We start from the raw sequence: 23,823 nt of genomic DNA on the forward strand, positions 1-23,823 counted from the left end.
GGGCGGTCGTGAAGGTGCCGACCCGTGGGGCGAGATGTTCATGGCGCCGGCCCCCGCCGGCAATTTCAGTTTCTGGAAGGCGGTCTTCAGGCGGATGAAACCGGACACCGCCGCCCGGGGCGTCCCTCGCCCGGTGGTCTCGCCCGGCGCGCGCGATCCGGCCGGGAGAGGATCAGCTCGCGCGTCCCTCGCGCAGCGTCGACAGCAACATCCGATGCAGGCTGTCGACCGCCTTGGAGCCGCGCGACGCGGTGCTGCGGACCACCGCCACCTGCATCGGCGCCATCGGCCCGAGGCCGTGCTCGGCGCCAAGCAGCTGCAGGTGGGACGGCGCGCTGCACTGCGTCAGCGCGGCCACCGCCAGGCCGCTCTCCACCGCCGCGATCTGGCCCGCGAGGCTGGAGCTGTTGTAGACGATCTTGAAGGCCCGGCCCTGCTGGGCGAGCGATTCCATCGCGCTGCGGCGGCCCAGGCTGGTCGCCTCGTAGACCGCGATGGGCAGGGGATCGCGGGACCAGATGTCGAATTGCGGCGAGCCGACCCATACCATCGGTTCATGGAACAGCAGCGTGCCGCGACGCGCGTGGTCGCGCGAGACCAGCACCAGGTCCAGGTCCCCGGCAGCGACTCGCGGGATCAGCGAGGTCGACTGCTCGCAGCTGAGCTGGATCTCCACGCCGCCATGCCGCGGCGCGTAGCGCTTGAGCACGGGCGTCAGGTAGCGCCGGGCATAGTCGTCGGGCACGCCCATGCGGACCACGCCCGACACCGCCTCCTGGCTGAGCGCGGACTGGGCCTCGCTCTCCAGATCCAGCATCCGCCGCGCGTAGCCGAGCAGCGTCTGCCCCTCGACCGTCAGCGCGAGCGCGCGGGGACCGCGGTCCAGCAAGCGGTGCCCGACCGCCTCCTCCAGCTTCTTGATCTGCATGCTCACCGCCGATTGCGAGCGGTGGACCTCCGCCGCCGCGCCCGACAGCGAGCCCGCGTCCACCGTCGCCACGAAGCACTTCAGCCAATCCAGTTGCAGGTTGTTCATCGCGTTGCCGTTTCAAGCGGGTGGTTCCCCGATGTCCGCGCCGGAGCGCCGATCGATCGGCCAGAGGCCGGCCGGCCGGGATCGGGATCGGGATCGGGATCGAAGCATGCATTCGATCATCGAATGACAGGCGTGAGAATTATGCGATTTTCGGGAGAATTCTCCGGAGACAGACTGCGCCCCATGAGCAGTACGTCCACCCCCGCGGTCACGCCCGTCTCGGCCTCCGTGTCCGCCGCCCGCCCCGGTGCCGCTGCGTGCGCCGCGCCGGTCGCTTCCGCCGGTGTGCTGGCCGGGACGCCCGGGCATCCCGCGCCGGCCGCGAGCGACGCCCTCGCGCCAGGCGACACCGCCACGCCCGGTCCGCTGGACCTGCGCGCGATCGGAATCATGCTGGTGCTCTGCCTGACCTGGAGCCTGCAGCAGATCTCGCTGAAGGCGGCCGCGGCATCGGCCAGCCCGATGGGCCTGGTGGCGGTGCGATCGCTGATCGCCGCCGCCCTGCTGGCCCTGCTGATGTGGCGTCGTGGCGAGCGTCCGTCCCGATCGCGCTGGCGGGCGGGCCTGGGCGCCGGCACCTTGTTCGCGCTCGAGTTCCTGCTCGTGTCCCAGGCGCTTCAGCTGACGCAGGCCTCGCACGTGGTGATCTTTCTCTATGCGGCGCCGATCTTCGCCGCCTTGGGTCTGCAGGCGAGGATCCCGGCCGAGCGGCTCAGCCCGGTCCAGTGGGGGGGCATCCTGATCGCCTTCGGCGGCATCGCCACGGCCTTCCTCTTCAATGACGGCGGTGGCGCGCAGCTCGCTCAGCACGCCGGCGCCGCGCGGTCCGCCCCCGCGGCGACCGTCTGGCTGACCACGCTGGCGGGCGGTCGCGCCGCGATCCTCGGAGACGCGCTCGCGCTGCTGGCCAGCGTCTGCTGGGGCGCGACCACGGTGACCATCCGCTGCAGCGCGCTGTCGCGGGCGCCGGCCAGCGAGACGCTGCTCTATCAGCTGCTCTGCGCCGCCGCGATCCTGCTGCCGGCCAGCCATCTGCTCGGCGAGGCCCATTTCGACGGCTCCGCGCTCGCCTGGAGCCATCTGGCCTTCCAGACCGTGGTCGTGTCCTTCGCCAGTTTCCTGACCTGGTTCTGGATGCTGCGGCGCTATCTGGCCTCGCCGCTGGGCGTGCTGACCTTTCTGACGCCCCTGCTCGGCGTGCTGCTGGGCGTCTGGCTGCTCGGCGAGCGGCTGCAACCGACCTTCCTCCTCGGTGGGGCCCTGGTGCTCGCCGGGATCCTGATGGTGAGCGCTCCGCGCTACTTCTCCCGGTCGTAGCTCCCGGTCCCGATGTAGACCGATTGCCTGGCGTCGTCGACCGGGAAGCTCAGCAGCCGCTCCTTGTGGCCGTCGTCGTACTCGAGCGTGATCGCGTAGCCGCCGAGTCGATAGCGGCCGCGGCGGCTCGCCCCGTCGTCCCTCGCGCGCGTCCCGCTGCTGACGCCCACCGTGCCGGTGCCCGTCCCCACGGTCGCGGTGCCGGTGCGGCTGCTCCCCGTCCCGTCGCCCTGCGACGAGCCTGCCACCACCGTCCCGGTGATGGCCTGCAGGCTGCCGGTGCTCGACAAGGCGGTGAAGCTGCGCTCGAAGCGCCCGTCCTGGGTGAAGCGGATCCCGCGCGTGGACGAGGTGCCACCCGTGACCATGCTGCCGGTGAAGGCCGAGCGGGTGAAGCTGCCCGCCAGCCGCGCATCGGCGGGCCACGGCCGCACGGCCTCGTGGCGCTCTGGCTTCCAGTCGCCGGCGGGATGCCCGTCGTCGTCCTGCGCCTGCATCTCGTAGCCCTTGCCGGCGGCCCGCCATCGGCCCCAGCGTTGCGGCTCCAGCCGGCGCGAGGCGGCCACGTCGAGCTGGTCCGGCGGCATCTCCGTGCGCCGATAGACGCTGCCGTCCCTCAGCAGGAATCGCACGTCCTCGTCCCAGCGGGTGCCTTGCACGGAATTGGCCTCGCCGTGGACGACGACGGCCGCCAGGTCCCGGTCGCCCAGCCCCTGGCCGGGCGCGGTCGTCACGCGCTGGATCGGGACCGCCTGGCGTGCCAGCGGTGTCTGCGGCAGCGGGGACAGGCTCAGCCCCGACGGATCGCTCACCAGCGCGGCGCCCGCCAGGTCCATCGAGAGCCGATTCAGCGAGGTCACCATGCCCCGCAGCACGATCTCGCGACCGACCCAGGGCTCGGCGTTGAACTTCAGGTCGATCCGCTGCGGCGAGCGACGATCGCCCTGCGCCAGCACGAGGTGGAAGTTCTCCGGCCGGCTCAGGTCCCGGGCCACCAGGCCCTTCACGTAGACCGGTCCCAGCCGGCGCCGCGCGGCCTCCTCCGAGATGACCAGCCAGTTCCCATGCCGCTCCGTGAGCGCGATCACTTGCGTGGGGAGCAAGACCTGGCCCCGCGCGGGCTCGGTGGCCACGGGCAGCGGCGTGGGCGGCATCACCAGCTTGGCCTGGACCAGCGCGCGCGCGACCCCTGGCGCCCGCGGGAAGCGCGCGCCGATGTCCATCCCGGGGTCCTGCAGTTCCTGCGGGAGCGCGGCGCAGGCGCGCTCGGGATCGGGGGCGTCGAGCAGCTTCTGGCGGGTGGGCGTCGCGATCCTGTCCCAAGGCGGGTCGCCGCTGCGACGCTGCATCGCGCGGGTCAGCACCACCCGCATCGGGGCGATCTGATGGCGCGTGCGCCACGCCACCCAGGCCTCGCGCAAGCGCGCGGCGCTGCTGGCGCCCAGGTCGTCGCAGGCGCCGAGCGCGGCCTCGGACACCACGTCCAGGCTGACCGCCTCGACCAGTTGATTCATGGCGGCGGGGTCCGCGGCCGGATTCCCGGCATCGGCCCCCGCATGGGCCAGTCCCACGCCCGCCGACAGGGCGAGCGCGAGCAGGCGTGGCGTGCTCAAGGCAGCTTGTTGATCGCGTTCTGCGCGTCGATCAGACCGAAGCCGTCATACACGCTCCAGCTCTTCACCGCCGCCGAGCCCGCGGGCGAGTACGGGGGCACGCGCGCCGCCGGCGTGGTCTGCAGGATGCTCTTGACCTGCTTGGGCGTCAGCCGGGTCGGACCGCCGGCCTTCTGCAGCATCAGCGCCGCGACCCCCGCCGCATGCGGCGCGGCCGCGCTGGTGCCGAAGAAGTTGTTGAAGCCGTCGCCTTCCCAGTCCGAGTTCTTGTAGAAGAAGGTCGTGTTGCCGCCGTCCGGCGCCGCGAAGTCGGGCTTCTTGCGGGTCTCCGGCACGGCCAGGCGGTTGCCGCTCGCATCGAAGGCGATGGTGACCGGGCCGGGGCTGCTGAAGGACTCGAAACCGGGGATGAACGGGTTCTGCTGCGACGCGGTGTAGGTGTAGCGGTAGGCCGCCACGCTGTTGGCCGCCGCCGCCGCGCTGTGGCCGAAGGTGGTCGGGCTGGTGCGCGTCTGGAAGGCCGGGCCGCCCCACCCTTCCACGTTGACCAGGCGCACGCGCGAGGCCAGTTTCGAACCCGCGCTCGTGCGGGCGATCATGATCCGGTAGGTCCCCGACGGGCCGCCGCTCAGACCGACGATCTCGGTGCCGTTGTCCACCGCGAAGTTGTCGTTGGCGAACGTGAACACGCATTCGCCGGTGCTGTCGATCAGGTAGAAGTTCAGGTCGGTCGTGACCTTGCCCTGATAGAACGGGTCGTCCCACTGCACCAGCATGCGCGACAGGTTGGCGTCATAGGTCACCGGCAGCGCGTACACGCCGCCGCCGAAGTCCAGAAAGCCGCCGCCCACGTCGGACGCCGTGCCACCGGTCGAGGGCGAGCCCTCGCAGGCCGTCACCGAGGCCAGGTTGACGTTGCCCAGGTTGGTGGGCGTGGTGGAGAAGGTGGCCACCGGGATGTCGATGGAGCCGCCACCGCCCGAGGCGCCCTGGTTGCCCGCCGACGAGAAGTAGGACACCGGCTTGCCGGCCAGCGTGGTGCTGTTGACGACGTCGGTGACCGCCTGCGCGATCTGGCCGTCCGAGAAGATGGGCTCGTCGAAGTAGAAGACGTCGTCGACGATGACGTCCGCGTTGCAGCGCGAGTCGGTGCGCAGCACGCGGATGAAGTTGGCGAAGGCCGAAGCGCCCGCGAACGCGGTCGCGAAGCACTGGTCGGCCTGCGGCGCCACGTCCTGGACGATCTGCATCATCGCGCGTCCCTCGTCGGTGGCGCTGGACGACGGGGCCAGGTCGATGACGAACTTGGGCGGACGCAGATCGCCGGAGGCGATGTCGTTGGCCGCGCGGACGGTGGTGAAGCTCAGCGGCGAGGCGTTGTAGGAGTCGGACAGCACGCCCACGGTGATGCCCGCGCCGGTCCAGCCGGCCGCGTTGACCGCGGTGCTGCGCAGCACGGTCGTGCCCTGCGAGGTCACGGCACCGACGTTGCGCTGCGGGCGGTGCGCCATCTTCACGACGTTCAGGCCGCCGATGCCGGCCACGGTGCTGAGCGCGGACGTCGGCACGTAGGCCGAGATCGCGCCGCCGGCGAAGGCGGGGTTGACGCCGGTGATGTCGGCGCCGGCGGCCGCCAGCGCGGCCTGCACGCCGGGCAGCGAGGCGCCCGGCCGGACGTAGATGTCGACCAGCACGCGGCCTTGCGCGTCGGTCATCGCGCCCTGGTCGGCGCGGAGGGTGTTGGCCACGGCCAGGCGCGCGGTGCGGCGCACCTGCTGCTGGTCGACCAGGTCGGACAGCGCGCCGTCGAGACGGGCGTGCTGGGCCTGCGCGGCGCCGCAGGCGGCGAGCGCCACCAGCGCGCTCAGCACGCGCAGGCGGGGGAAGGGATGGCGAATGGAAGTCGTCATGGGCGGCTCCTCGGGGTCAGGCGTTGACGGCGGCCGGGGCGGCCTTGCGACGGCGGATCAGGCCGGCGGCGCCGAGCGCCGCGCCGACCAGCAGCAGGCTGCCCGGTTCCGGCACCGCGGCCTGGGCGCCGGTGAGGACGATCTCGTAATCGCCGAACTCGCTGGTGACGCTGTTCCAGCCGGTCAGCGGACCCGCGCCCGCGTTGGCCGCGACGTTGCCGGTCGTGCCCAGCAGCGACGGGAAGATGCCCGCGCCGCCGCTCACCGGGGTGTAGCCGGCGCCGGTGATGGCCAGGTAGTAGAGGCCGCTGACGGACGGGATGAAGTTGGCGATGGTCGACTGCGAGCCGCCGAAGTCACCGTCGTCGTCGTTGGCGAACAGGCCCTTGCCCGCGGCGTCGAACAGGAAGAGCACCGTGTCGAAGGCGTTGTAGGTGAAGCCGGAGGCCGTGGTCGTCGCGCTGAACGCGGTGCCCGCGGTCAGGTAGATCGCGAACAGGTCGGCGGCGTCGACGCCACCGCCGAGGGTGCCGCGGATGGCATCGATGGTGCCGGCGCCGGAGACCGGCGCGGCGGTGGTGATCAGTTCCCCCACGTCGCTGCCGCCTTCGTTGTAGACCGCGGCGGCCTGCGCGGACGTCGCCGCGCCGAGGGCCAGCATCGCGACCGGCAGCCAAATGTTCTTGAAGCGCTTGAATCTCGTGGACATGCAGGATCTCCCAGGATGGTGCGGGCTCGCCCCACCGGCTTCGGCGCACGGTGCGGTACGGCACGCGTCATCAAGTTGCATGACGTGTGCCAGCGAGATCCCAAGGTCTAGGGGGATGGCCGGAACACCCCATGAACACGGGGCTTGCGGCGATCGGTCACTTGCCGTCGGATGTACGGTGGACCTTGTCACGGCGCGGACGCCGTCCGGGTGTAAAGCGGACCGACTCAGGGTTTCCGCTGGAACGCCGATTGCCCGGGGCCGCGCAACAGCGTCGGCAAACGGGCCCGCAGCCACTCGAGCGTCGGCGGCCGCGGCGCGAAGAGCAGGCGGTAGAGAATGGGCGCGATCAGGTCGTCCATCAGCGCGTCGGCCGTCGGCAGGCCGCGCTCGCCACGCTGGCGGGCCCGCTCGAGGATGGTCTCCAGCTGCGACTCGGTGAACGCGTGGCAGCGGCAGGAGGCCGGATCGTCGGCCGAGGGCGGCGTGCTGCCGCCCAGCACATCGCGCACCATCGCCTGTCCGATCTCGGACGACATCTCCTCCAGGTACAGCTCCGACCAGGCCGCGAGGTCGCCCAGCAGGGTCCCCGTGTCCGGCGGATCCCCGTCCGGCCGCAGCAGCTCGACGGCCACGTCGGCCAGCAGGGCCGACAGATCGCCCCAGCGCCGATAGATGGTGGAGGGGGTGACGCCCGCCCGCGCCGCGACCAGCGGCACGGTGAGGTCGGAGGTCGGCATCTCCGCCTGCAGCGCCTTGACGGCCGCATGCACGGCGGCCTGCACGCGGGCGGCGCGGCCGCCCGGTCGGGGGCCCGATCGCGAGGAGGTGACAAGCATGCGGGGATATTAAAGCAATGAATTTGCTTTAGTCGAGACCAGGGCCTAGGATGGCCAAAAGCAAACTCTTTGCGTTTGTTCCCCCTCCTGGAGATCCCATGGCCCTCACCGACCCGCCGATCGCCGCCCCGGCCGCCCTGCCCGCCAGTGGATCCCCTCACGCGTCCCGCGCCGCCGCCGGCACACGCGGGCTCTCCCCAAGCCAGTCGCTGGTGCTGCTCGCGTCCATCGTGGTGGCCTTCCTCGCGGCCTCGAGCGCGCCCTCGCCGCTCTATGCGCTGTATCGCGAGGCCTGGGGCTTCTCCGCGCTGATGCTCACGCTGATCTTCGCCGTGTACGCCTTCGCGCTGCTGGCCGGCCTGCTCGTCTTCGGCGGGCTGTCCGACCACATCGGCCGGCGTCCGGTCCTGGTGACGGCCTTGCTGCTGGAGCTCGGTTCGGTGCTGCTGTTCCGCTTCGCCACGGACGTGTCCTGGCTGCTGGCCGCGCGCTCGCTGCAAGGCCTGGCCACCGGCATCGCGACCGCGACGCTGAGCGCCGCCCTGCTCGACCTGAACCGCGAGCGCGGCGCGCTCGTCAACAGCGTCGCGCCCATGCTGGGGATGGCCCTCGGCGCGCTGGGCGCGGGCGCGATCGCGCAGTACGCCGACCAGCCGGCGGGACCGATCTTCGATCTGCTCTTCGTGCTGCTGGGATTGCAGCTGCTGCCCTCGCTGGCGCTGTCGGAGACCGCGCCGCGCCGGGATGGCGCCTGGCAGTCGCTGAAGCCGCGGCTCGCGGTGCCGGCGCAGGCCTGGTCGACGATGCGCCTGATCCTGCCGATGAACTCGGCGCAGTGGGCGCTGGGCGGCTTCTTCCTGTCCCTGGGGCCCAGCCTGGCGCGCAGCGTGACCGGCCTGCACGCGCCGCTGATCGGCGCGAGCCTGATCGCCACGCTGGTGCTCAGCGGCGCCGTCAGCGTGATGGCGATGCGCGGCCGCCCGCCGTTGCAGGCCCTGCGCCTGGCCGCGGTGGCCTCGGTGCTGGGGCTGCTGCTGACGCTCTGGGGCGTTCGGGCGCACGGCGTGGCGCTGCTCTACGTGGGCAGCGCGATCGCGGGCATCGGCTTCGGCGCGGGCTTCAACGCCTCGGTGCGCAGCCTGGTGCCGCTGGCGCCCGACCATCAGCGCGGCGCGATGATGGCCGCCTTTTTCGTGTTCAGCTACCTGGCGTTCAGCATGCCGGCGCTGCTCGCGGGCCTGGCGGTCGGACGCTTCGGGCTGGAACCGACCGCCCTGGGCTTCGCCGTGGTCCTGCTGCTGCTCTGCGCCGGCGCGCTCTGGGCGATCTCGCGGGCCGCGCCGCGTCGCTCCAGCCCGTGAGCCAGGCGCGACAGACCGAAGCACAGCACGAAGTAGCTGGCCGCCAGCGTGCCGTAGACCGCCACCGGCTGCACCAGCACCTGGGCGTTGATCTGGTTGGCGATGAAGGAGAGCTCGCTCAGGCCGATGATGGTGCCCAGCGAGGTCTGCTTGATCGTCGACGCGAGCTGGTTCACCAGCGAGGGCAGCATGCGCCGCAGCGCCTGCGGCAGCAGCACGAAGCGCAAGGCCTGACCCTGGGTCATGCCCAGCGCCCTCGCCGCCTGCAGCTGACCCTCGGGCAGCGCGCTCAGGCCGGCGCGGACGATCTCCGCCAGGTAGGCGGCATCGAAGATCACCAGTGCCGCCAGCATGGTCGCGAACTGCCCGGTCTTCTGGCCGGTGACGCTGGGCAGGAAGAAGTAGGCCCAGAAGACCACCATCAGCAAGGGCGTGCCGCGCACCACGAAGACCCAGGCGGTCACCGGCCAGCGCAGCCAGGCGCGCGGGCTGACGCGGGCGATGCCCAGCGCCACGCCCAGCGGCAGCGCGAGCCCCATGCCCGCCAGCGCCAGCAGCACCGTCAGCGCGAGGCCGCCCAGCGGTCCCTTCGGATACTGGCCCACGAGCGCGTAGAGCCAGTAGACATCGAGCATCTCGGCCAGGTTCATGAGAAGGTCCCGGGCGTCATCGCGTCGCGGCCCGGACCGGGAATCGCCATTGGTAGAGCGCCCCGGCGGCCGTGATCAGCAGCGACACGCCCAGATAGACGCAGGTCGCCACGAGGAAAGTCTCGAAGCCGCGGAAGCTGGCCGACTCCACGCGCTGCGCCTGGGTCATGAGCTCCGCGGTGCCGATGACGCTGGCGATGCTGGTGTTCTTCCACAGGTTCAGGGTCTGCGAGATCAGCGGCGGCACGGTGGCCCGCAGCGCCTGCGGCAGCACGACCCAGCGCAGCGCCGCGGACCCGCTCATGCCCAGCGAGCGCGCCGCCAGCCACTGCCCCTCCGGCACCGAGCGCAGGCCCGAGCGGATGTCCTCGGCCAGGTAGGCGGCGGTGTAGACCACCAGTCCCGCCACGGCGGCGGCGGCCTCGATGTGGCCCTCGTAGAGCCAGGTCTTGAGCGCGTCGGGCAGCAGCTCCGGCACGGCGAAGTACCAGAACAGCAGGTGTGCCAGCAGCGGGATGTTGCGCACCGCCTCGACGTAGGTCCAGGCCAGCGCGGACAGCGGCCGCCAGGGCGACAGCCGCATCAGCGCCACGCCCAGGCCCAGCGGCAGCGACAGCAGCAGCGCCGCCGCGGTGAGCCGCAGGGACAGCCCCACCCCGGCGACCAGCCAGTCCAGGAACTGGCCGTGCAGGATCGCGGCCAGGTCGAGCGTCGGCATCGTCCGGCGCCGGGATCAGCTCTGCACCTGATCGCTGTCGAACTTGAAGTCGCGAGTGGGGAACTTCAGCCGCGTGTTCGGGCCGTACCACTTGACGAAGAGCTGGTGCGCGGCGCCGCTGGCCTCGAGCTCGCGCAGCGCGGCGTCGATCTGGGCCTTGAGGCCCTTCTCCCCTTTTCGGATGCCCAGCGCGAGCGGCTCCACGCTCAGGTTGGTGGGCAGGATGCGGTACTGCGACGCGGCCGGCCCGAGCTTGGCGAACTGATCCAGCAGCGACACCTCGTCGTTGACGAACGCGATGCCCTTGCCCTGCTGCAGCGCCTGGAAGGCCTGGGGGCCCGTGTCGAAGGTGACGACCTCGACGCTGGGCACGGCACGGCGCACGTTGGGCTCCTGCGTGCCGCCCTTGACCGTGACGACCTTCTTGCCGGCGAGCTGGCCCAGCGACTGGATGCCGCTGTCCTTCTTCACCAGCACCTTCTGGCCGGTGACGAAGGTGGTCAGCGAGAAGTCGATGACCGCCTCGCGTTCCTTGTTGTGGGTGAGGCTGGCGGCCAGGAGGTCGACCTGGCCCTGCTGCAGCTCGGGGATGCGGGCGGCGACGGCCAGCTGCTTCAGGCGCAGTTTCACGCCCAGCTTGTCGGCGATGGCCTTGGCCAGGTCCACCTCGTAGCCCACGATCTCGCGGGTCTTGGGATCGATGAAGCTGTTGGGCTCGTCGGTGCCGAGCACGCCGACGACGAGCTCGCCCCGTTGCTTCACGTCGGCGAGCTGGTCGGCATGGGCCACGCCCAGCATCGAGGCCGTGGTGGCGAGGATCAGGAGGGCGCGTCGGGTCAGGCTCTGCGTCATGGCATCGGGCCGGCGGCGAGCGCCGGACAGGAAGTGGATGTGGAAGCGCAGCGTAGGCAGCGCGCGACCATTGCCCAACGAAGCAGAGCGCATATGCATGCGCGGTGCGCCGAAACCACGATGAACAGGGCGACATAAGCAATCGCGCTTTGCGCAGTTGGGTCGCGGCGAGGCCGTCGATATGGTCCGGCTGCGCCACAAGCCGCGACCTCGACGCCGTGCGCCGGACACCTCCCCGGCGCCGGACCGCTCGATCCCCACGAGCCTCCCCGGTTCTCCTTGCCCAACACCAACAATGCCTACCTCTCCAAGGTCCCTCGGGTTCATCGGCACCATCGCCACCACCACCGACGCCACGCCTCGTCCCACCGCCGACCACGCCGCCGACCACGCCGCCAGCCGCTTGCGCCGGCACGCGATCGCGAGCGCTGTCGCCACCGCGCTGGCGGCCCTGCCCGTCGCCGCGATGGCGCAGGGCGCCGCGACCGACGCGGCCTCCCCTGCCGCCGCCAGCGACGACGCGCCGACCCGCGTGCTGGACGTCGTGCTGACGACCGGCACCCGCGGCGCGCCCCGCACCGTCGCCGACAGCCCGGCGCCCATCGACGTGATCGGCGGCGAGCAGCTGCAGAAGCTGGGCGGCAACACGGCGCTGCGCGACGCCTTGTCCCAGCTGTTGCCGTCCTTCCTGACGACGACGCAATCCAGCCTGTCGGCGGACAGCATCGCCCGACCGGCCGGGCTGCGCGGCCTGAGCGGTGCGCATGTGCTGGTGCTGGTGAACGGCAAGCGCCGGCACAACAGCTCGATCATCAGCCTGGCGCCCAACAACCAGAGCAACGGCTCCAACCCGGTCGACATCGACCTGATCCCGGTCAGCGCGATCGACCACATCGAGGTGCTGCGTGACGGCGCCGCGGCCCAGTACGGCTCGGACGCGATCGCGGGGGTGCTCAACATCATCCTGAAGCGCGGCGACCAGGGCGGCGGCAGCACCACGACGCTGGGGACCCGCCACCACTACGACAACGGCGGCCACGACAACGGCACGACCGTGCAGGAGGCCTTCGACGTCGGCTTCGCGCTGCCCGGCCAGGGCTTCCTGCGTGTCGCGCTCGACGGGAAGCTCCAGGAGGCGGCCGTGCGCAACACCGACGCCACGGGCAACTTCTACTTCCCGGTCAACGGCCAGCCCGATCCGCGCGAGTCCACCGTCAACAAGAAGGTCTACGCCGGCGGGCTGCCGGAGATCAAGGCGCTGAACCTGTCCTACAACGCGGAGCGGTCCTTCGACGACACGATCAGCGGCTACTCCTTCGGCACGGTCAGCGTGCGCAAGGGCCGCGTCGGGCAGAACTTCCGCCGGCCCAACTCGCTGAACATCATTCCCTCCCTCTATCCGGACGGCACCGCGCCGGTCTACACGCTGGACGAGCGCGACTTCCAGTTCACCGCCGGCGTGCTGATCGAGCGCGGCGGCTGGAACTGGGACCTGAGCAGCAGCTACGGGCTGAATCACGTGGACAACGGCTCGGACCACACGCTCAACGCCTCGCTGGGACCGACCAGCCCGACGCGCTTCGACACCTTCTCCTCGCGCTTCACGCAGTGGACCAACAACCTCGACGCCACGCGCGCCTTCGACGTCGGCCTGGCCAAGCCGCTGCAGGCCTCCTGGGGCCTCGAGCATCGGCAGGAGACGTACCGCACCCGGTCCGGCGATCCGTTGTCCTATGCCTTCGGCGGCTACGTCTTCCCCAGCGGTCCGCTGGCGGGCAGCCTGGCGACGACCGGCGCGCAAGGGGCGATCACCGTCACGCCGGCCGACGAGGCCGACCTGCGGCGCAACAGCGTCGCGGCCTATGTCGACTTCGGCCTGACGCCGGTGAAGGCCCTGTTCATCGGCCTGGCCGCGCGGGCCGAGCATTACGACGACGGATCGGGCAACACGGCCAGCGGCAAGCTCAGCGCGCGCTATGAGCTGAGCTCGGCGCTCGCGCTGCGGGCGACGGTCAGCAACGGCTTCCGTGCGCCGGCCCTGCCGCAATCGGGCTTCGCCCAGACCTCCAACCAGTACAACATCGTCAACGGCGTCAGCCAGTTCGTGCAGTCCAAGTCGGTGCAGGTGAACTCGGCGATCGGCCAGGCACTGGGCGCGAGGACGCTCAAGCCGGAGAAGTCGACCAACTTCAGCGCCGGGCTGACCTGGTCGCCGAGCCGGGAGCTCAACGTGACGCTCGACGCCTACCGCATCGACCTGAAAGACCGGATCGCGCAGACCGGATTCCTGGCGGGGGCGGCGGTGAACCAGCTGCTGATCGCGAGCGGCTTCCAGTCGGGGCAATCGATCAAGTACTTCGCCAACGCCATCGACACCCGCACCAGCGGCCTCGATCTGGTCGGCGACTACACGCAGGACCTGAGGTCGCGGGGCACCTTGCGATGGACGCTGGGGTTCAATCTCAACAAGACCAGGATCACGCGGATCGCCGACAACCCGAGCCAGCTGGCGGGGCTGGGCCTCACGCTGTTCGACCGTGCCGCGCAAGGCGCGATCACCGACTCGACGCCCAGGTCCAAGCTCATCCTCGGCGCGGCCTGGCGCGTCGCGGACTGGGACCTGACGCTGCGCACCACGCGCTACGACAAGAACCGGCTGCTCAACGTGAACCCGCAGTTCGATCAGGCCTATGCGGCCAGGTGGGTGACCGATCTGGACGTCGGCTACCGCCTCAACGCCCGCACGACGGTCGCGGTAGGCGCCAACAACCTGTTCAACATCTACCCCAGCAAGAACACGGTGCCCGATACCAACGGCTTCCCGCCGTATTCGAGCATCTCGCCGTTCGGGATCTATGGCGCGTACTACTACGCGCGGGTGGGTGTGACGTTCTAAGTGCCTCGCGCCAAGGCGCTCGGAGTCGTTGAATCCTCTCCCGCCGCGCGGGAGAGGATCTGAGCAGCACCCGTCGACCGACTCCCGCCGTCAACGCACCTTGTTCAAACGTTCTCCCTCTCCCGCTCGCGGGAGAGGGTTGGGGTGAGGGTCTTCGAGCGCTCACTCAGTCCCCATGAACGCCCCCAACCGGCCCTCCCAAGACCCGAAGATCAACGCCCGGCGCCTCCGCAGCGCCGCCACCGACGCTGAGCGGTCCCTCTGGAGCTGCCTGCGAGATCGGCGACTCGACGGCCACAAGTTCAGGCGACAGCATCCGGTGAACCGCTACATCGCGGACTTCGTCTGCTTGGAGGCGCGCTTGATCGTGGAGCTTGATGGCGGGCAGCACTTCGACCCTGCCGGCGCCGCGGCCGATGCGGCTCGAACGGCAAAGATGGAGGCGCTGGGATTTCACGTCATGCGCTTCAGCAATCTTGAGGTGTTGCATCAGCGGGAGGCGGTGGTTTCAGTCATTCTGGGATGGCTGACTTCGGGAGATCGCGGAAGACCCTCACCCCAGCCCTCTCCCGCAGAGCGGGAGAGGGAGCCGTAACCACCGAGCGCTTGGGGCGAGGACTGTTGAACCGTTCGGGCGTGCGGACGAATGCACCGGGGTGGTGATGGGCGGGGGAGCGCGGAAGACCCTCACCCCAGCCCTCTCCCGCTGGGCGGGAGAGGGAGCCATAGGCACCGAGCGGCTTGCCGCGAGGCACTTCGATGGGCCTACCGCCGTCAACGCGCCTTGTTCAGACGTTCTCCCTCTCCCGCTTGCGGGAGAGGGTTGGGGTGAGGGTCTTCAGCGACGGCGCGATCAACCGCGCCGCGTCCTCGATGATCTGCAGGTACTGCTCCGGCTCGAGGTCATACGGCAGCTCAAGCCGGAACTCGCTGACCCGCGGCAGGATCGGATCGCGGGCAAGCGCGGACAGGATCTCGTCCGCGCTGCCGATCAGGTCGGAGGCGAACAGCGTCCGCCGCTCCCCTTGCGGTGCCAGTGTCCGCGCCTGCCGGCTCTCCGCGAACTCGCGGTATCGCCGGCGCGAGGCCGCGTCCGCGCCGTCCGTCGGGACGATCACCCGGCCCAGCGCGACCCGAGGCACGCGGGCATGTCCTGCCGCGCCCCAATGCGTCAGATAGCGGTCCAGCTGCTGAGCCTGCGCGGTGAAGAGGTCATCGCTCTGCTCCCCCCGGCTGATGTTGCCGATCAGCAGGTTAAAGCCGTGCTGCCCCGCCCACTGCGCCGAGTACAGCGAGCCTCCGCCATACCAGAGCCGGTCGGCAAGACCTGGCGCCACCGGGTGCAGCCGCGGGCGCTGGCGACCGGCGGGGGACTCGATCCAGGCCTCCTCGTCGCCGAAGCGCTCGTCACGGAGGTTGTCCCGCAGCCGCAGCACGCGCGCATGCGAGTAGTCGACCCCGCTCGGATCCCCGTCGTGGAAACGATCACCCAGCAGCGCGCCATACAGCGGCGCGCCGGCGCTCAGTCCGACCTGCAGCCGCGAGCGGCTCAGCGTGTCCGCGGTGGCCAGATCCTCGGCGAGCCGGAACGGGTTCTCGTAGCCCATCTGGATGACCGCGGCGCCCAGCTCGATGCGGCGGGTGCGCTGGCTCGCGGCGGCGAGGAAGGTCGAGGCCGAGGACACGCCGCGCTCCAGGTGGCGTTGCCGCACCCAGGCGCTGTCGAAGCCGAGCGCCTCCGCGCGGGTGAAGAGATTCAGCGTCGCGTCCAGCCCGGCGAAGGGATCGGACGCGACGAAGTTGCCCGGAATCAACAGGGCCAGGTGGTCGATGCTCATGCGGTGGGCGCCTCGTGCGTCAGAACTTGGGCAGGCCCGGCGGGTTCGTCTGCGACTGCGCGACCGCCTCCTCGCCGGTGCCCCAGCGGGCCAGCGTCTGGCCGTACTTGCCGTTGCGGATCAAGGTGTTGGTCGCCACCGTCAGCGCCTGCGCCAGGCCGTTGCCCTTGCGGGTGGCCACCGCGACGTCGGCCTTCAACGGCCAGCCCGCATTGACCGTGCCCACGAGCCGGGTCTTGCCCTCCTTGGCCGCGAGGTAGGCGAGCGGTCCGAACGGATTGAAGTGCGCATCGGCGCGCCCCGTCTCCAGGGCGAGCTTGGCCGCCACGATGTCGTCGAAGTACAGCAGCTGGACGGGCTTCAGATGCTGCGCCTCGTTGAGCCGGTTCCACTCCAGCAGGATGCGCTCCTGGATCGTGCCGGAGCCCGTGATGATGCGCAGCCCGGCGATGTCCTTGGGCTCCCTGATCGACTGGATCGCGCTGTCCTTCCGGACGAAGAAGCCGTGCAGGCCCAGGCGGTAGGTCGAGAAGTCGAATTTCTGCTTGCGCTCCTCGGTCACGCCGACGTTGGAGATCACGGCGTCGTACTTGCCGGAAGCCAGGCCCAGCGGCCAGTCCGGCCAGGCGACCGACACCAGGTTGAGCTTCAGCCCCAGCGCCTCGGCGAGCTGATGGGCGTGGTCGGCGTCGGAGCCGACGATGGTCCGGGCATCGGTCGCGTAGGTGGACGCCGGTGCCACCGCCGCCGTGATGGCCACGGTGAACACGCCGGGCGTCACGAACTTGAAGTCCTTGGGCAAGGCCTGGATCGCCGCGGGATCGCGCTCGGCATGGATGCGGCCCAGCTGCGCCGGGGTGAGGTCGATCGTCCAGGAGGTCGGCACGGTCGGCACGGTCGGCGTGGGAGCGGTGATCGGCGCGGCGACGGAAGCGGTCGAGGCCTGCGCCTGGCCTTGCGGACCGGCCCAGACCGGGGCCGTCACTGCGAGCGCGGCGGCGGCCGCGACGGCGACCGATGCCCACCCGTGCCGAGCGGCGTCATGGCGTTGTTGAATCATGAGAGCTACCTTGGAGGGGGAGTGAGACGCCCGACGACGCGAGGAAGGTCGCGGTGCGTGCCTGCGTGGGGCGGTCGAAGAGCTGATCGGGATGGCCGATCTCGACGACGCGCCCCTGCTCCATGAAGACCACCTGGTCGGCGACCTCCCGGGCGAATGCGAGTTCATGGGTGACGACGACCAGCGTCGTGCCGGAGCGGGCCAGCTCGCGGATGACGGCCAGCACCTCGCCGACCAGTTCCGGGTCGAGCGCCGAGGTCGGCTCGTCGAAGAGCAGCACCTTGGGCTGGAGGGCCATCGCGCGCGCGATCGCGACGCGTTGCTGCTGGCCGCCGGACAGCTGGCGCGGATAGGCGTCGGCCTTGTCGGCCAGGCCGACGCGCGCCAGCAGCAGACGTGCCCGGGCCTCGGCCTCCGCGGGGAGCACGCCGCGCACCGACACCGGCGCCTCGACGAGGTTCTGCAGCACGGTCATGTGCGGGAACAGGTGGAAGCCCTGGAAGACCATGCCGATGTCGGCGCGGCGGCGCAGGATCTCGCTCTCGCGCAGCTCGTGGAGCGTGTCGCCGATCTGGCGGTAGCCGATGAGCTCGCCATCCAGCGCGATGAAGCCCTCGTCGACGCGCTCCAGGTGGTTGATGCTGCGCAGCAGCGTCGACTTGCCCGAGCCCGACGGGCCCAGGATCACCGTCACCGCGCCGGCGGGGATCGTCAGCGACACCTCGTCCAGCACGCGCAGCGCGCCGTACTGCTTGCTCACGCCGTGCACCATGATCTCGCCGCCCGGGACCGGAGAAGCGCCCCAGGCCGCCACGGCGACGCCATCGGCCGCGGGGGTGGCCGTCCGGACGTCGCCCGATGCCGGCACCGCCTCGCGTGTCGTCACCGCCACCGAGGCGACGGAAGGCGCCGCCTCTCTCGTCGCGGCGACCTTGGCCCTGGAACGGATCGAACGGAGCGACCGGGTCGATCGCCCTCCTTCGCGCAATGCGCCGCGCGCGAAATGGCGCTCGATCTGGCGCTGGATCAGCGACAGCACGGTGAGGATCACCAGGTACCAGGCGGTGGCGACCATCAGCAGCGGGATCACCTCCAGGTTGCGGCGATAGATGACCTGGATCGTGTAGAAGAGCTCCGGCAGCGCCAGCACGTAGACGACCGAGGTGCCCTTCGTGAGCCCGATGATCGCGTTGAAGCCGTTGGGCAGGATGGACCGCATCGCCTGCGGCAGCACGATGCGCCAGGCCTGGCGCGGTCTGGACAGGCCCAGCGCGGCCGCGGCCTCGTGCTGGCCGGGGTCGACGGACAGGATGCCGCCGCGGATGATCTCGGCGGCGTAGGCGGACTGGTTCAGCGTCAGGCCCACGATCGCCGCGGCGAACGGGCTCAGCAACTGCGTCGTCGGCACGGAGAACCAGACCCAGTGGGTGAGCGGAACGCCGATGGTGACGGTCTCGTAGAGGTAGCCGAGGTTGTTGATGAGCAGCAGCAGCACCAGTGGCGGAATGGACCGGAACAGCCAGACGTAGCCGAACGAGAAGCTCGACAGGATCGTCGACCCCGACACCCGCGCCAAGGCCAGCAGCGTCCCCAGCGAGAAGCCCAGCGCCGCGCTGAGCACCGTCAGCAGCAGCGTGCGGCCCAGCCCGACCAGCACCGCCTCGTCGAAGAACCATTCGGCGAAGACACGCCAGCCCCACTTCTCGTTGGTGATCACCGAATGCGCGATCAGCCCCAGCAGCAGGAGCGCGAGCACCGTTCCCACGGTCCGCGCCGGGTAGCGCGCGGGCACCACGCGCAGGTGGGCGTAGCGATGCGGGCCGGCGGCCGCGAGCCGCGTGGGCGAGGCGACGGCCGGCGGCGCGGCGTTGGCGCCGGCGTGGGAGGACTCGGCGCCGAAGGGAAGGACGGTGGTGTTCATGCCGGGTGGGAGTGGGCCGGAGAGAGGTGGAGCGAGGTCGCGGCCGACGAAGCGGCGGACTGCGGGAGCGACGAGGTGGCCGGCGATGCGGCGCTGATGGGCTCGGGACCGGTCGGCGCAGCGTGGCGCGGCCGGAGCAGCTTGTCGAAGGGCAAGGTGCGCAGCGCCTCGTGATCGCCGTCGAGGTCGAAGCGCGGCGTGTAGCCGTGCCGCAGGTAGAGGCCGACTGCCTCGGGCTGGCGGCAGCCGGTGGTCAGGAAGATGCGCTCATAGCCCTGGCGGACGGCGTGGGCCTCGAGCTCCGCGAGGACGCGGCCGGCCAAGCCCTGGCGGCGGAACCGGCGGTCCGTCCAGATGCGCTTGAACTCCGCCGTGCGCGGATCGGGATGTCGCTTGAAGGCGCCGCCCGCGATGGCCTCGCCGTCACGCAGCAGGAGCAGGAACTGCCCGCCGCCGGCCGGCGTGAACAGCGCCGGCGCATAGCGCTTGAGCTCGATCTCCGCGGACTCCCCGTCGATCCGGTACAGGTCCTCGTAACGGGTCTGGTACTCGACCGCGAGCGCGGCGATCAAGGGTTGCGCGCGGGGATCGGCCGGGCTGGTCTGGATGAAGGTCTCGGGCATGACAGACTCCTTCGCGTCCACGTGGAAGGCGCTCTGCGCCGTTGCGGGCCGGACCGTCGCCGCATCGCGGGCCCGGTCAGGCGAGGTAGCGCTCGACCAGCCGCGACCAGTAGGTGGCGGCGGGCGCGAGCACCGCATCGTTGAAGTCGTAGCGCGGGCTGTGCAGCGGCGCGCTGTCGCCGTTCCCGATGAACAGGTAGCTGCCCGGCCGCGCCTGCAACATGTAGGCGAAGTCCTCGCTCGCCGTGCGGGGCCGGAACCCGGCCTCGACCTTGTCGGCGCCCAGCGCCTCCAGCGCGACCTCGCGGGCGAAGGCGGTCTCCCCCTCGTGGTTGAGGACGGCCGGATAGCCGAGCCGGTAGTTCACCTCGGCGGTCGCGCCGAAGCTCTCGGCCTGCGCGCGGGCCAGGGCCGGCACGCGCTGGCGCAGGACCTCGCGGACCTCCGGCCGGAAGGCGCGCGCGGTCAGCTGCAGCTCCACGCTGTCCGGGATCACGTTGGCCGCGAAGCCGCCATGGATCGAGCCCACGGTGACCACGCCCATGTCCAGCGGATCGACGTTGCGCGCCACCACGGTCTGCAGCGCCGAGATCAGCTGCGCGCTGACGACGATGGGGTCGACGGTCTCATGCGGCTGCGCGCCGTGACCGCCCTTCCCTCGCACGATGATCTGGGCCTGGTCCACCGAGGCCATCGCTGGCCCCGAGACGCACCCCAGGTGCCCGGCGCTCACGCAGGGCCAGTTGTGCAGGCCGAAGACCGCGTCCACCGGGAACCGCTCGAACAGGCCGTCGTCGATCATGCGCTGCGCGCCGCCGCCCATCTCCTCCGCGGGCTGGAAGATCAGCTGCAGCGTGCCGTCGAAGTCGCCGTGCCGGGCCAGGTAGTGCGCGGCCGTCAGCAGCGCCGTCGTATGGCCGTCATGGCCGCAGGCGTGCATGACGCCGCCGTGGACGCTGGCGTAGGGCAGACCGGTCGCCTCGGTGATGGGCAGCGCGTCCATGTCGGCGCGCAGGCCCAGGCGCTTGCCGCCCGAGCCCCCGGCCCCACCGCTTCCCCGGCGCAGCGTGCCGACGACGCCGGTCCCGGCGATGCCCGTGGTGACCTCGTACCCCCAGTCGCGCAGCCGCTCCGCGACGAGCGCCGAGGTGCGGTGCTCCTGGAAGGCGAGTTCCGGATGCCGGTGGATATCGCGCCGCAGCGCGATGAAGGGCTCGATGTCGGCGGCGATGCGGGCGCCGATGCGCTCGGACGCCTCGCGAGCCAGGGTCTGCGCGAGCGAGGGGGCGCGTTGCAGCGCCTGGCTGTCGTCGACGCCCATCACGCGGCGGCCGCGCGGTCGGCGTCGGCTTGAACGTCGGCGCCGGCGGCGTAGCGGCTCTCCTTGCGCGGCAGGCCCAGGTGGTCTCGCAACGTCGATCCGGTGAGCTCGCGCTGGTAGCGACCCCGCGCCTCCAGCACCGGGATCACATGGGTGATGAAGTCCTGCAGCCCCTCGGCCTGCACCGGGAAGCCGAGGATGAAGCCGTCGGCCGCGCCGGCGTCGATCCACCGGATGATCTCGTCGGCCACGCGCTCCCCGCTGCCGACGAAGTTGGAGGACGGCGTGGCCGATTGCAGCGCGACCTCGCGCAGCGTCAGTCCCTTCGCCTTGGCGTCGGCCTTGATGCGGTCGGTCGTCGACTGGAAGCTGTTCTTGCCGATGTCGCCCAGGTCGGGGAACGGTCCGTCGATCGGGTACTGGCTGAAGTCGTGGTGATCGAAGAAGCGGCCCAGGTAGGCCAGCGCGTCCTCGACGCTGAGCAGCTCGCGGATGACCTGCAGCTTGGCCTGCGCCTCCGCCTCGGTCGCGCCGACGACGGGCCCGATGCCGGGATAGATCTTCACCGCGTCGGCCGGGCGGCGATGCGCGACGGCGCTGTTGCGCACCTGCTGGCGGAACTTGCGTGTCTCCTCCAGATTGGGCGAGTGGGTGAAGACGGCGTCGGCGAACTTGCCGGCCAGCGCGATGCCCGCCTCCGACGATCCGGCCTGGAAGATCACCGGCTGACCCTGCGGCGAGCGGCCGATGTTGAGCGGCCCGGCGACCTCGAAGAAGCGGCCCTTGTGGTCGAGCGTGTGCAGCTTGCCGGCCTCGAAGAACTTGCCCGTCACGCGGTCGCGGACGATGGCGTCCTCGTCCCAGCTGTCCCACAGCCCCTGCGTGACCTGCAGGTACTCGTCGGCGATCTCGTAGCGCAGCGCGTGGTCGGGATGCTCGCGGTTGTAGTTCTTCGCCGAGCCCTCGAGCGGCGTCGTCACCACGTTCCAGCCGGCGCGGCCGCCGCTGATCAGGTCCAGCGACGCGAACTGACGCGCGACCGTGAAGGGGTCGCTGTAGCTGGTGCTGACGGTCCCCGCCAGGCCGATGCGGGCCGTCGAGGTCGCCAGCGCCGAGAGGATGGTCAGGGGTTCGAACCGGTTGAGGAAGTGCGGGATGGACTTCTCGTTGATGTAGAGCCCGTCGGCGACGAAGGCGAAGGCGATGCCGGCGGCCTCGGCCTTGCGCGTGGTCTCGACGATGAAGCCGAGGTTGACGCTGGCATCGGCGGGGCCGCCGGGATGGCGCCACGAGTTCATGTGGCCGCCGGCGCCGTGCAACATGATGCCGAAGGAGATGAGCGGTTGGGTCATGGGTCGGGCCTCTTGGATCGGGGTCGTGGAGAGTCGTCGGGTCGGATGGGATGAGCTCGGGCGGCGTCTCGGCCGCGCGCGGGGTCGGGTGTTGTCAGCTCACGCGCGCGGGCGCGAGCACGCTGGCGAGCAGCTCGATGGACCTGAGCCGCGCGGCGTAGTCGGAGACCGGCATCTCGACGAGGAACTCGTCGACGCCGTGGCGCTCGTGCAGCGCGTCGAGCTCGGCGCGCACCTCCGCGGCGGTGCCGGCGACGACATGCGGCGTCAGCACCTCGGTGCGGTAGTCGGTGTCGCCGGCCGCGCGGGCGAAGTCGGCCGCGGCCTCGAGCGTGGGCAGGTTGACGCTCTTGCCGGTCGACAGATGCAGCTTGATCATCTGCTTGGCACCGGCCAGGCGCTGGGCCTCCTCGCGGGTCTCGGCGACGAAGGCGAACAGCGCCAGCAGCGGCGCGCGGCCGCTGGCCTCCCGGTAGGCCGTCAGCGATCGTTCGACATTCAGCGGATCGCCGTTGAAGTGGCCCGCGTAGCAGAAGCCCCAACCGCGATCGGCCGCCGACTTCGCGCTGCCCGGGCTGCCGCCCAGGAGGATCCGCGACGGCGGCACCGGTGGCACGGGCCGCGCGAGCGCGCCCGCGAGCGGGTGATCGGCGGGCAGCTTGTCGTCGATGAAGGCGTCCAGGTCGGCGAGTTGCTGGTCGAAGGACGCGGGGTGGGCCCGGTCATGCAGGGCCTGCAGGGCTTTCGTCGTGGCGGGCAGCCCGCCGGGCGCCTTGCCGATGCCCAGGTCGACGCGTCCCGGCGCGAGCGCGGCCAGCACCTTGAAGACCTCGGCGACCTTGAACGGGCTGTAGTGCTGCAGCATGACGCCGCCCGAGCCCACGCGGATGCTGCTGGTGCGGGCCAGCAGGTAGGCGATGAGCACCTCGGGCGCGGAGCCGGCGAGCTGGTCGTTGCCGTGGTGCTCGTTCAGCCAGAAGCGGTGATAGCCGAGGGCCTCGGCGCGCTGGGCCAGCAAGGTGGTGCGATGCAGCGCCTCGGCGGCGGTCGATCCGGCGGGGATCAGGCTCTTTTCGAGCAGCGAGAGCTTGTAGGTCATGGCGGCGGCCTGTGGGGGACGCGCCGATTCTGGAAGCCTGACCCGTCCGGCCCAAGCTCGTTCTGCACATGACGATATGCCGGTGGTCGAGTGCCTCGCGCCAAGGCGCTCGGTGGTCGTTGCTCCCCCCAGGTGCCTCGCGCGAAGGCGCTCGGTGCCGATGGCTCCCTCGCCCGCTTGCGGGAGAGGGTTGGGGAGAGGGTCTTCGAACGCTCACTAAGTCCTCATGAACGACCCCGACACCCCCTCACAAGATCCCAAGATCAACGCCCGGAGGCTGCGAAGCGCGACCACCGCGGCGGAGCTCGCCCTCTGGCATTGCCTACGAGCCAAACGCCTCGATGGCCACAAGTTCAGGCGTCAGCATCCGGTGAACCGATACATCGTGGACTTCATCTGCATGGAGACGCGATTGATCATCGAACTCGATGGAGGACAGCACTTCGAGCCAGGCACCGCGGCGGCGGATGCGGCGCGGACCGCCAAGCTGGAGAAGCTGGGGTTCCACGTCATGCGTTTCACCAATCTTGAGGTGATGCGACAGAGGGAAGCGGTTGTCTCGACCATCCTGGAGTGGCTGACTGCGAGAGCGCGCGGAAGACCCTCTCCCCTGCCCTCTCCCGCTGGGCGGGAGAGGGAGTCCTAGACACCGAGCGCTTGAGCGCGAAGGAACTTGAGCGAGAGGGAACTTGAATGGTCCTAGACATC

The 23,823-nt window shown here is 70.8% G+C and carries 19 protein-coding genes and 1 pseudogene; 5 read left to right on the top strand and 15 right to left on the bottom strand.

What is annotated here, in order from left to right:
* Positions 1-172 precede the first annotated feature (172 nt).
* Entirely contained in the window at positions 173-1,036 is an 864-nt protein-coding gene (locus MCHT01_RS08965) for a LysR family transcriptional regulator (protein ID WP_067064799.1), read from the bottom strand.
* A gap of 183 nt (positions 1,037-1,219) precedes the next feature.
* Here MCHT01_RS08965 and MCHT01_RS08970 point away from each other — a divergent pair, with 183 nt between their 5' ends.
* Positions 1,220-2,353, top strand: a complete 1,134-nt coding sequence (locus MCHT01_RS08970) for a DMT family transporter (protein WP_369688610.1) — start codon at positions 1,220-1,222, stop codon at positions 2,351-2,353.
* On the opposite strand, the gene MCHT01_RS08975 is transcribed toward MCHT01_RS08970, so the two are convergent.
* The 4 genes from MCHT01_RS08975 to MCHT01_RS08990 form a co-directional block, all read right to left on the bottom strand.
* On the bottom strand, positions 2,335-3,966 hold the full coding sequence (locus tag MCHT01_RS08975) for a hypothetical protein (protein WP_067064801.1): 1,632 nt from the start codon (positions 3,964-3,966) through the stop codon (positions 2,335-2,337). The two genes, MCHT01_RS08970 and MCHT01_RS08975, sit on opposite strands and share 19 nt — an antisense overlap.
* Positions 3,963-5,876, bottom strand: coding sequence for a S8 family serine peptidase (locus MCHT01_RS08980; protein WP_067064802.1), 1,914 nt, complete (start codon positions 5,874-5,876; stop codon positions 3,963-3,965). The genes MCHT01_RS08975 and MCHT01_RS08980 overlap by 4 nt, the downstream gene beginning before the upstream one ends.
* Before the next feature lie 16 nt (positions 5,877-5,892).
* The gene (locus MCHT01_RS08985; protein ID WP_067064804.1) at positions 5,893-6,585 is read right to left on the bottom strand and encodes a PEP-CTERM sorting domain-containing protein; all 693 of its coding nucleotides are present in this window, start codon (positions 6,583-6,585) and stop codon (positions 5,893-5,895) included.
* 227 nt (positions 6,586-6,812) lie between these two features.
* The gene (locus MCHT01_RS08990) at positions 6,813-7,424 is read right to left on the bottom strand and encodes a TetR/AcrR family transcriptional regulator (RefSeq protein WP_067064806.1); all 612 of its coding nucleotides are present in this window, start codon (positions 7,422-7,424) and stop codon (positions 6,813-6,815) included.
* 98 nt (positions 7,425-7,522) lie between these two features.
* Here MCHT01_RS08990 and MCHT01_RS08995 point away from each other — a divergent pair.
* Positions 7,523-8,461: pseudogene (locus tag MCHT01_RS08995) on the top strand (MFS transporter); the annotation flags it as partial.
* Positions 8,462-8,625: 164 nt separating this feature from the next.
* Here the strand turns inward: MCHT01_RS08995 and MCHT01_RS09000 are convergent.
* From MCHT01_RS09000 to MCHT01_RS09010, 3 genes are read right to left on the bottom strand one after another with little or no spacing between them, the layout of a single operon-like run.
* On the bottom strand, positions 8,626-9,429 hold the full coding sequence (locus MCHT01_RS09000; RefSeq protein ID WP_084452258.1) for an amino acid ABC transporter permease: 804 nt from the start codon (positions 9,427-9,429) through the stop codon (positions 8,626-8,628).
* Between the two features lie 22 nt (positions 9,430-9,451).
* Positions 9,452-10,153: an amino acid ABC transporter permease gene (locus tag MCHT01_RS09005; RefSeq protein ID WP_067064809.1), complete on the bottom strand. Its 702-nt coding sequence runs from the start codon at positions 10,151-10,153 to the stop codon at positions 9,452-9,454.
* A 15-nt stretch (positions 10,154-10,168) separates the two neighbouring features.
* Entirely contained in the window at positions 10,169-11,005 is an 837-nt protein-coding gene (locus MCHT01_RS09010; RefSeq protein ID WP_067064851.1) for an ABC transporter substrate-binding protein, read from the bottom strand.
* Between the two features lie 295 nt (positions 11,006-11,300).
* Between MCHT01_RS09010 and MCHT01_RS09015 the strand changes: the two genes are divergently transcribed.
* Positions 11,301-13,901: a TonB-dependent receptor plug domain-containing protein gene (locus MCHT01_RS09015; RefSeq protein ID WP_148661455.1), complete on the top strand. Its 2,601-nt coding sequence runs from the start codon at positions 11,301-11,303 to the stop codon at positions 13,899-13,901.
* Between the two features lie 175 nt (positions 13,902-14,076).
* A complete protein-coding gene (locus MCHT01_RS09020) occupies positions 14,077-14,496 on the top strand; it encodes an endonuclease domain-containing protein (RefSeq protein WP_067064811.1) in 420 nt (139 codons plus the stop codon).
* 193 nt (positions 14,497-14,689) lie between these two features.
* Here the strand turns inward: MCHT01_RS09020 and MCHT01_RS09025 are convergent, their stop codons facing one another.
* The 7 genes from MCHT01_RS09025 to MCHT01_RS09060 all read right to left on the bottom strand — a co-directional run bounded on the left by MCHT01_RS09025 (position 14,690) and on the right by MCHT01_RS09060 (position 23,115).
* Positions 14,690-15,739, bottom strand: coding sequence for an LLM class flavin-dependent oxidoreductase (locus tag MCHT01_RS09025; RefSeq protein WP_067064812.1), 1,050 nt, complete (start codon positions 15,737-15,739; stop codon positions 14,690-14,692).
* 19 nt (positions 15,740-15,758) lie between these two features.
* Entirely contained in the window at positions 15,759-16,799 is a 1,041-nt protein-coding gene (locus MCHT01_RS09030) for an ABC transporter substrate-binding protein (RefSeq protein ID WP_084452250.1), read from the bottom strand.
* Positions 16,780-18,720 carry an amino acid ABC transporter permease/ATP-binding protein gene (locus tag MCHT01_RS27815; protein ID WP_084452252.1) on the bottom strand — a complete coding sequence of 647 codons (1,941 nt, stop codon included), beginning with the start codon at positions 18,718-18,720 and terminating at the stop codon, positions 16,780-16,782. Before MCHT01_RS27815 ends, MCHT01_RS09030 begins: the two co-directional genes overlap by 20 nt.
* Positions 18,717-19,343: a GNAT family N-acetyltransferase gene (locus tag MCHT01_RS09045; RefSeq protein ID WP_067064816.1), complete on the bottom strand. Its 627-nt coding sequence runs from the start codon at positions 19,341-19,343 to the stop codon at positions 18,717-18,719. Before MCHT01_RS09045 ends, MCHT01_RS27815 begins: the two co-directional genes overlap by 4 nt.
* Before the next feature lie 76 nt (positions 19,344-19,419).
* On the bottom strand, positions 19,420-20,664 hold the full coding sequence (locus MCHT01_RS09050) for a M20 aminoacylase family protein (RefSeq protein WP_067064817.1): 1,245 nt from the start codon (positions 20,662-20,664) through the stop codon (positions 19,420-19,422).
* Positions 20,664-22,016, bottom strand: a complete 1,353-nt coding sequence (locus MCHT01_RS09055) for an LLM class flavin-dependent oxidoreductase (protein WP_067064819.1) — start codon at positions 22,014-22,016, stop codon at positions 20,664-20,666. Before MCHT01_RS09055 ends, MCHT01_RS09050 begins: the two co-directional genes overlap by 1 nt.
* 94 nt (positions 22,017-22,110) lie before the next feature.
* Positions 22,111-23,115 carry an LLM class flavin-dependent oxidoreductase gene (locus tag MCHT01_RS09060; protein ID WP_067064821.1) on the bottom strand — a complete coding sequence of 335 codons (1,005 nt, stop codon included), beginning with the start codon at positions 23,113-23,115 and terminating at the stop codon, positions 22,111-22,113.
* Between the two features lie 226 nt (positions 23,116-23,341).
* Here MCHT01_RS09060 and MCHT01_RS09065 point away from each other — a divergent pair, with 226 nt between their 5' ends.
* Complete coding sequence (locus MCHT01_RS09065) at positions 23,342-23,761, top strand: endonuclease domain-containing protein (protein WP_067064823.1); 420 nt, start codon at positions 23,342-23,344, stop codon at positions 23,759-23,761.
* Positions 23,762-23,823 lie beyond the last annotated feature (62 nt).

The organism is Mitsuaria chitosanitabida ATCC BAA-476 = NBRC 102408, from assembly GCF_001598255.1.
GTDB lineage: Bacteria > Pseudomonadota > Gammaproteobacteria > Burkholderiales > Burkholderiaceae_C > Roseateles > Roseateles chitosanitabidus.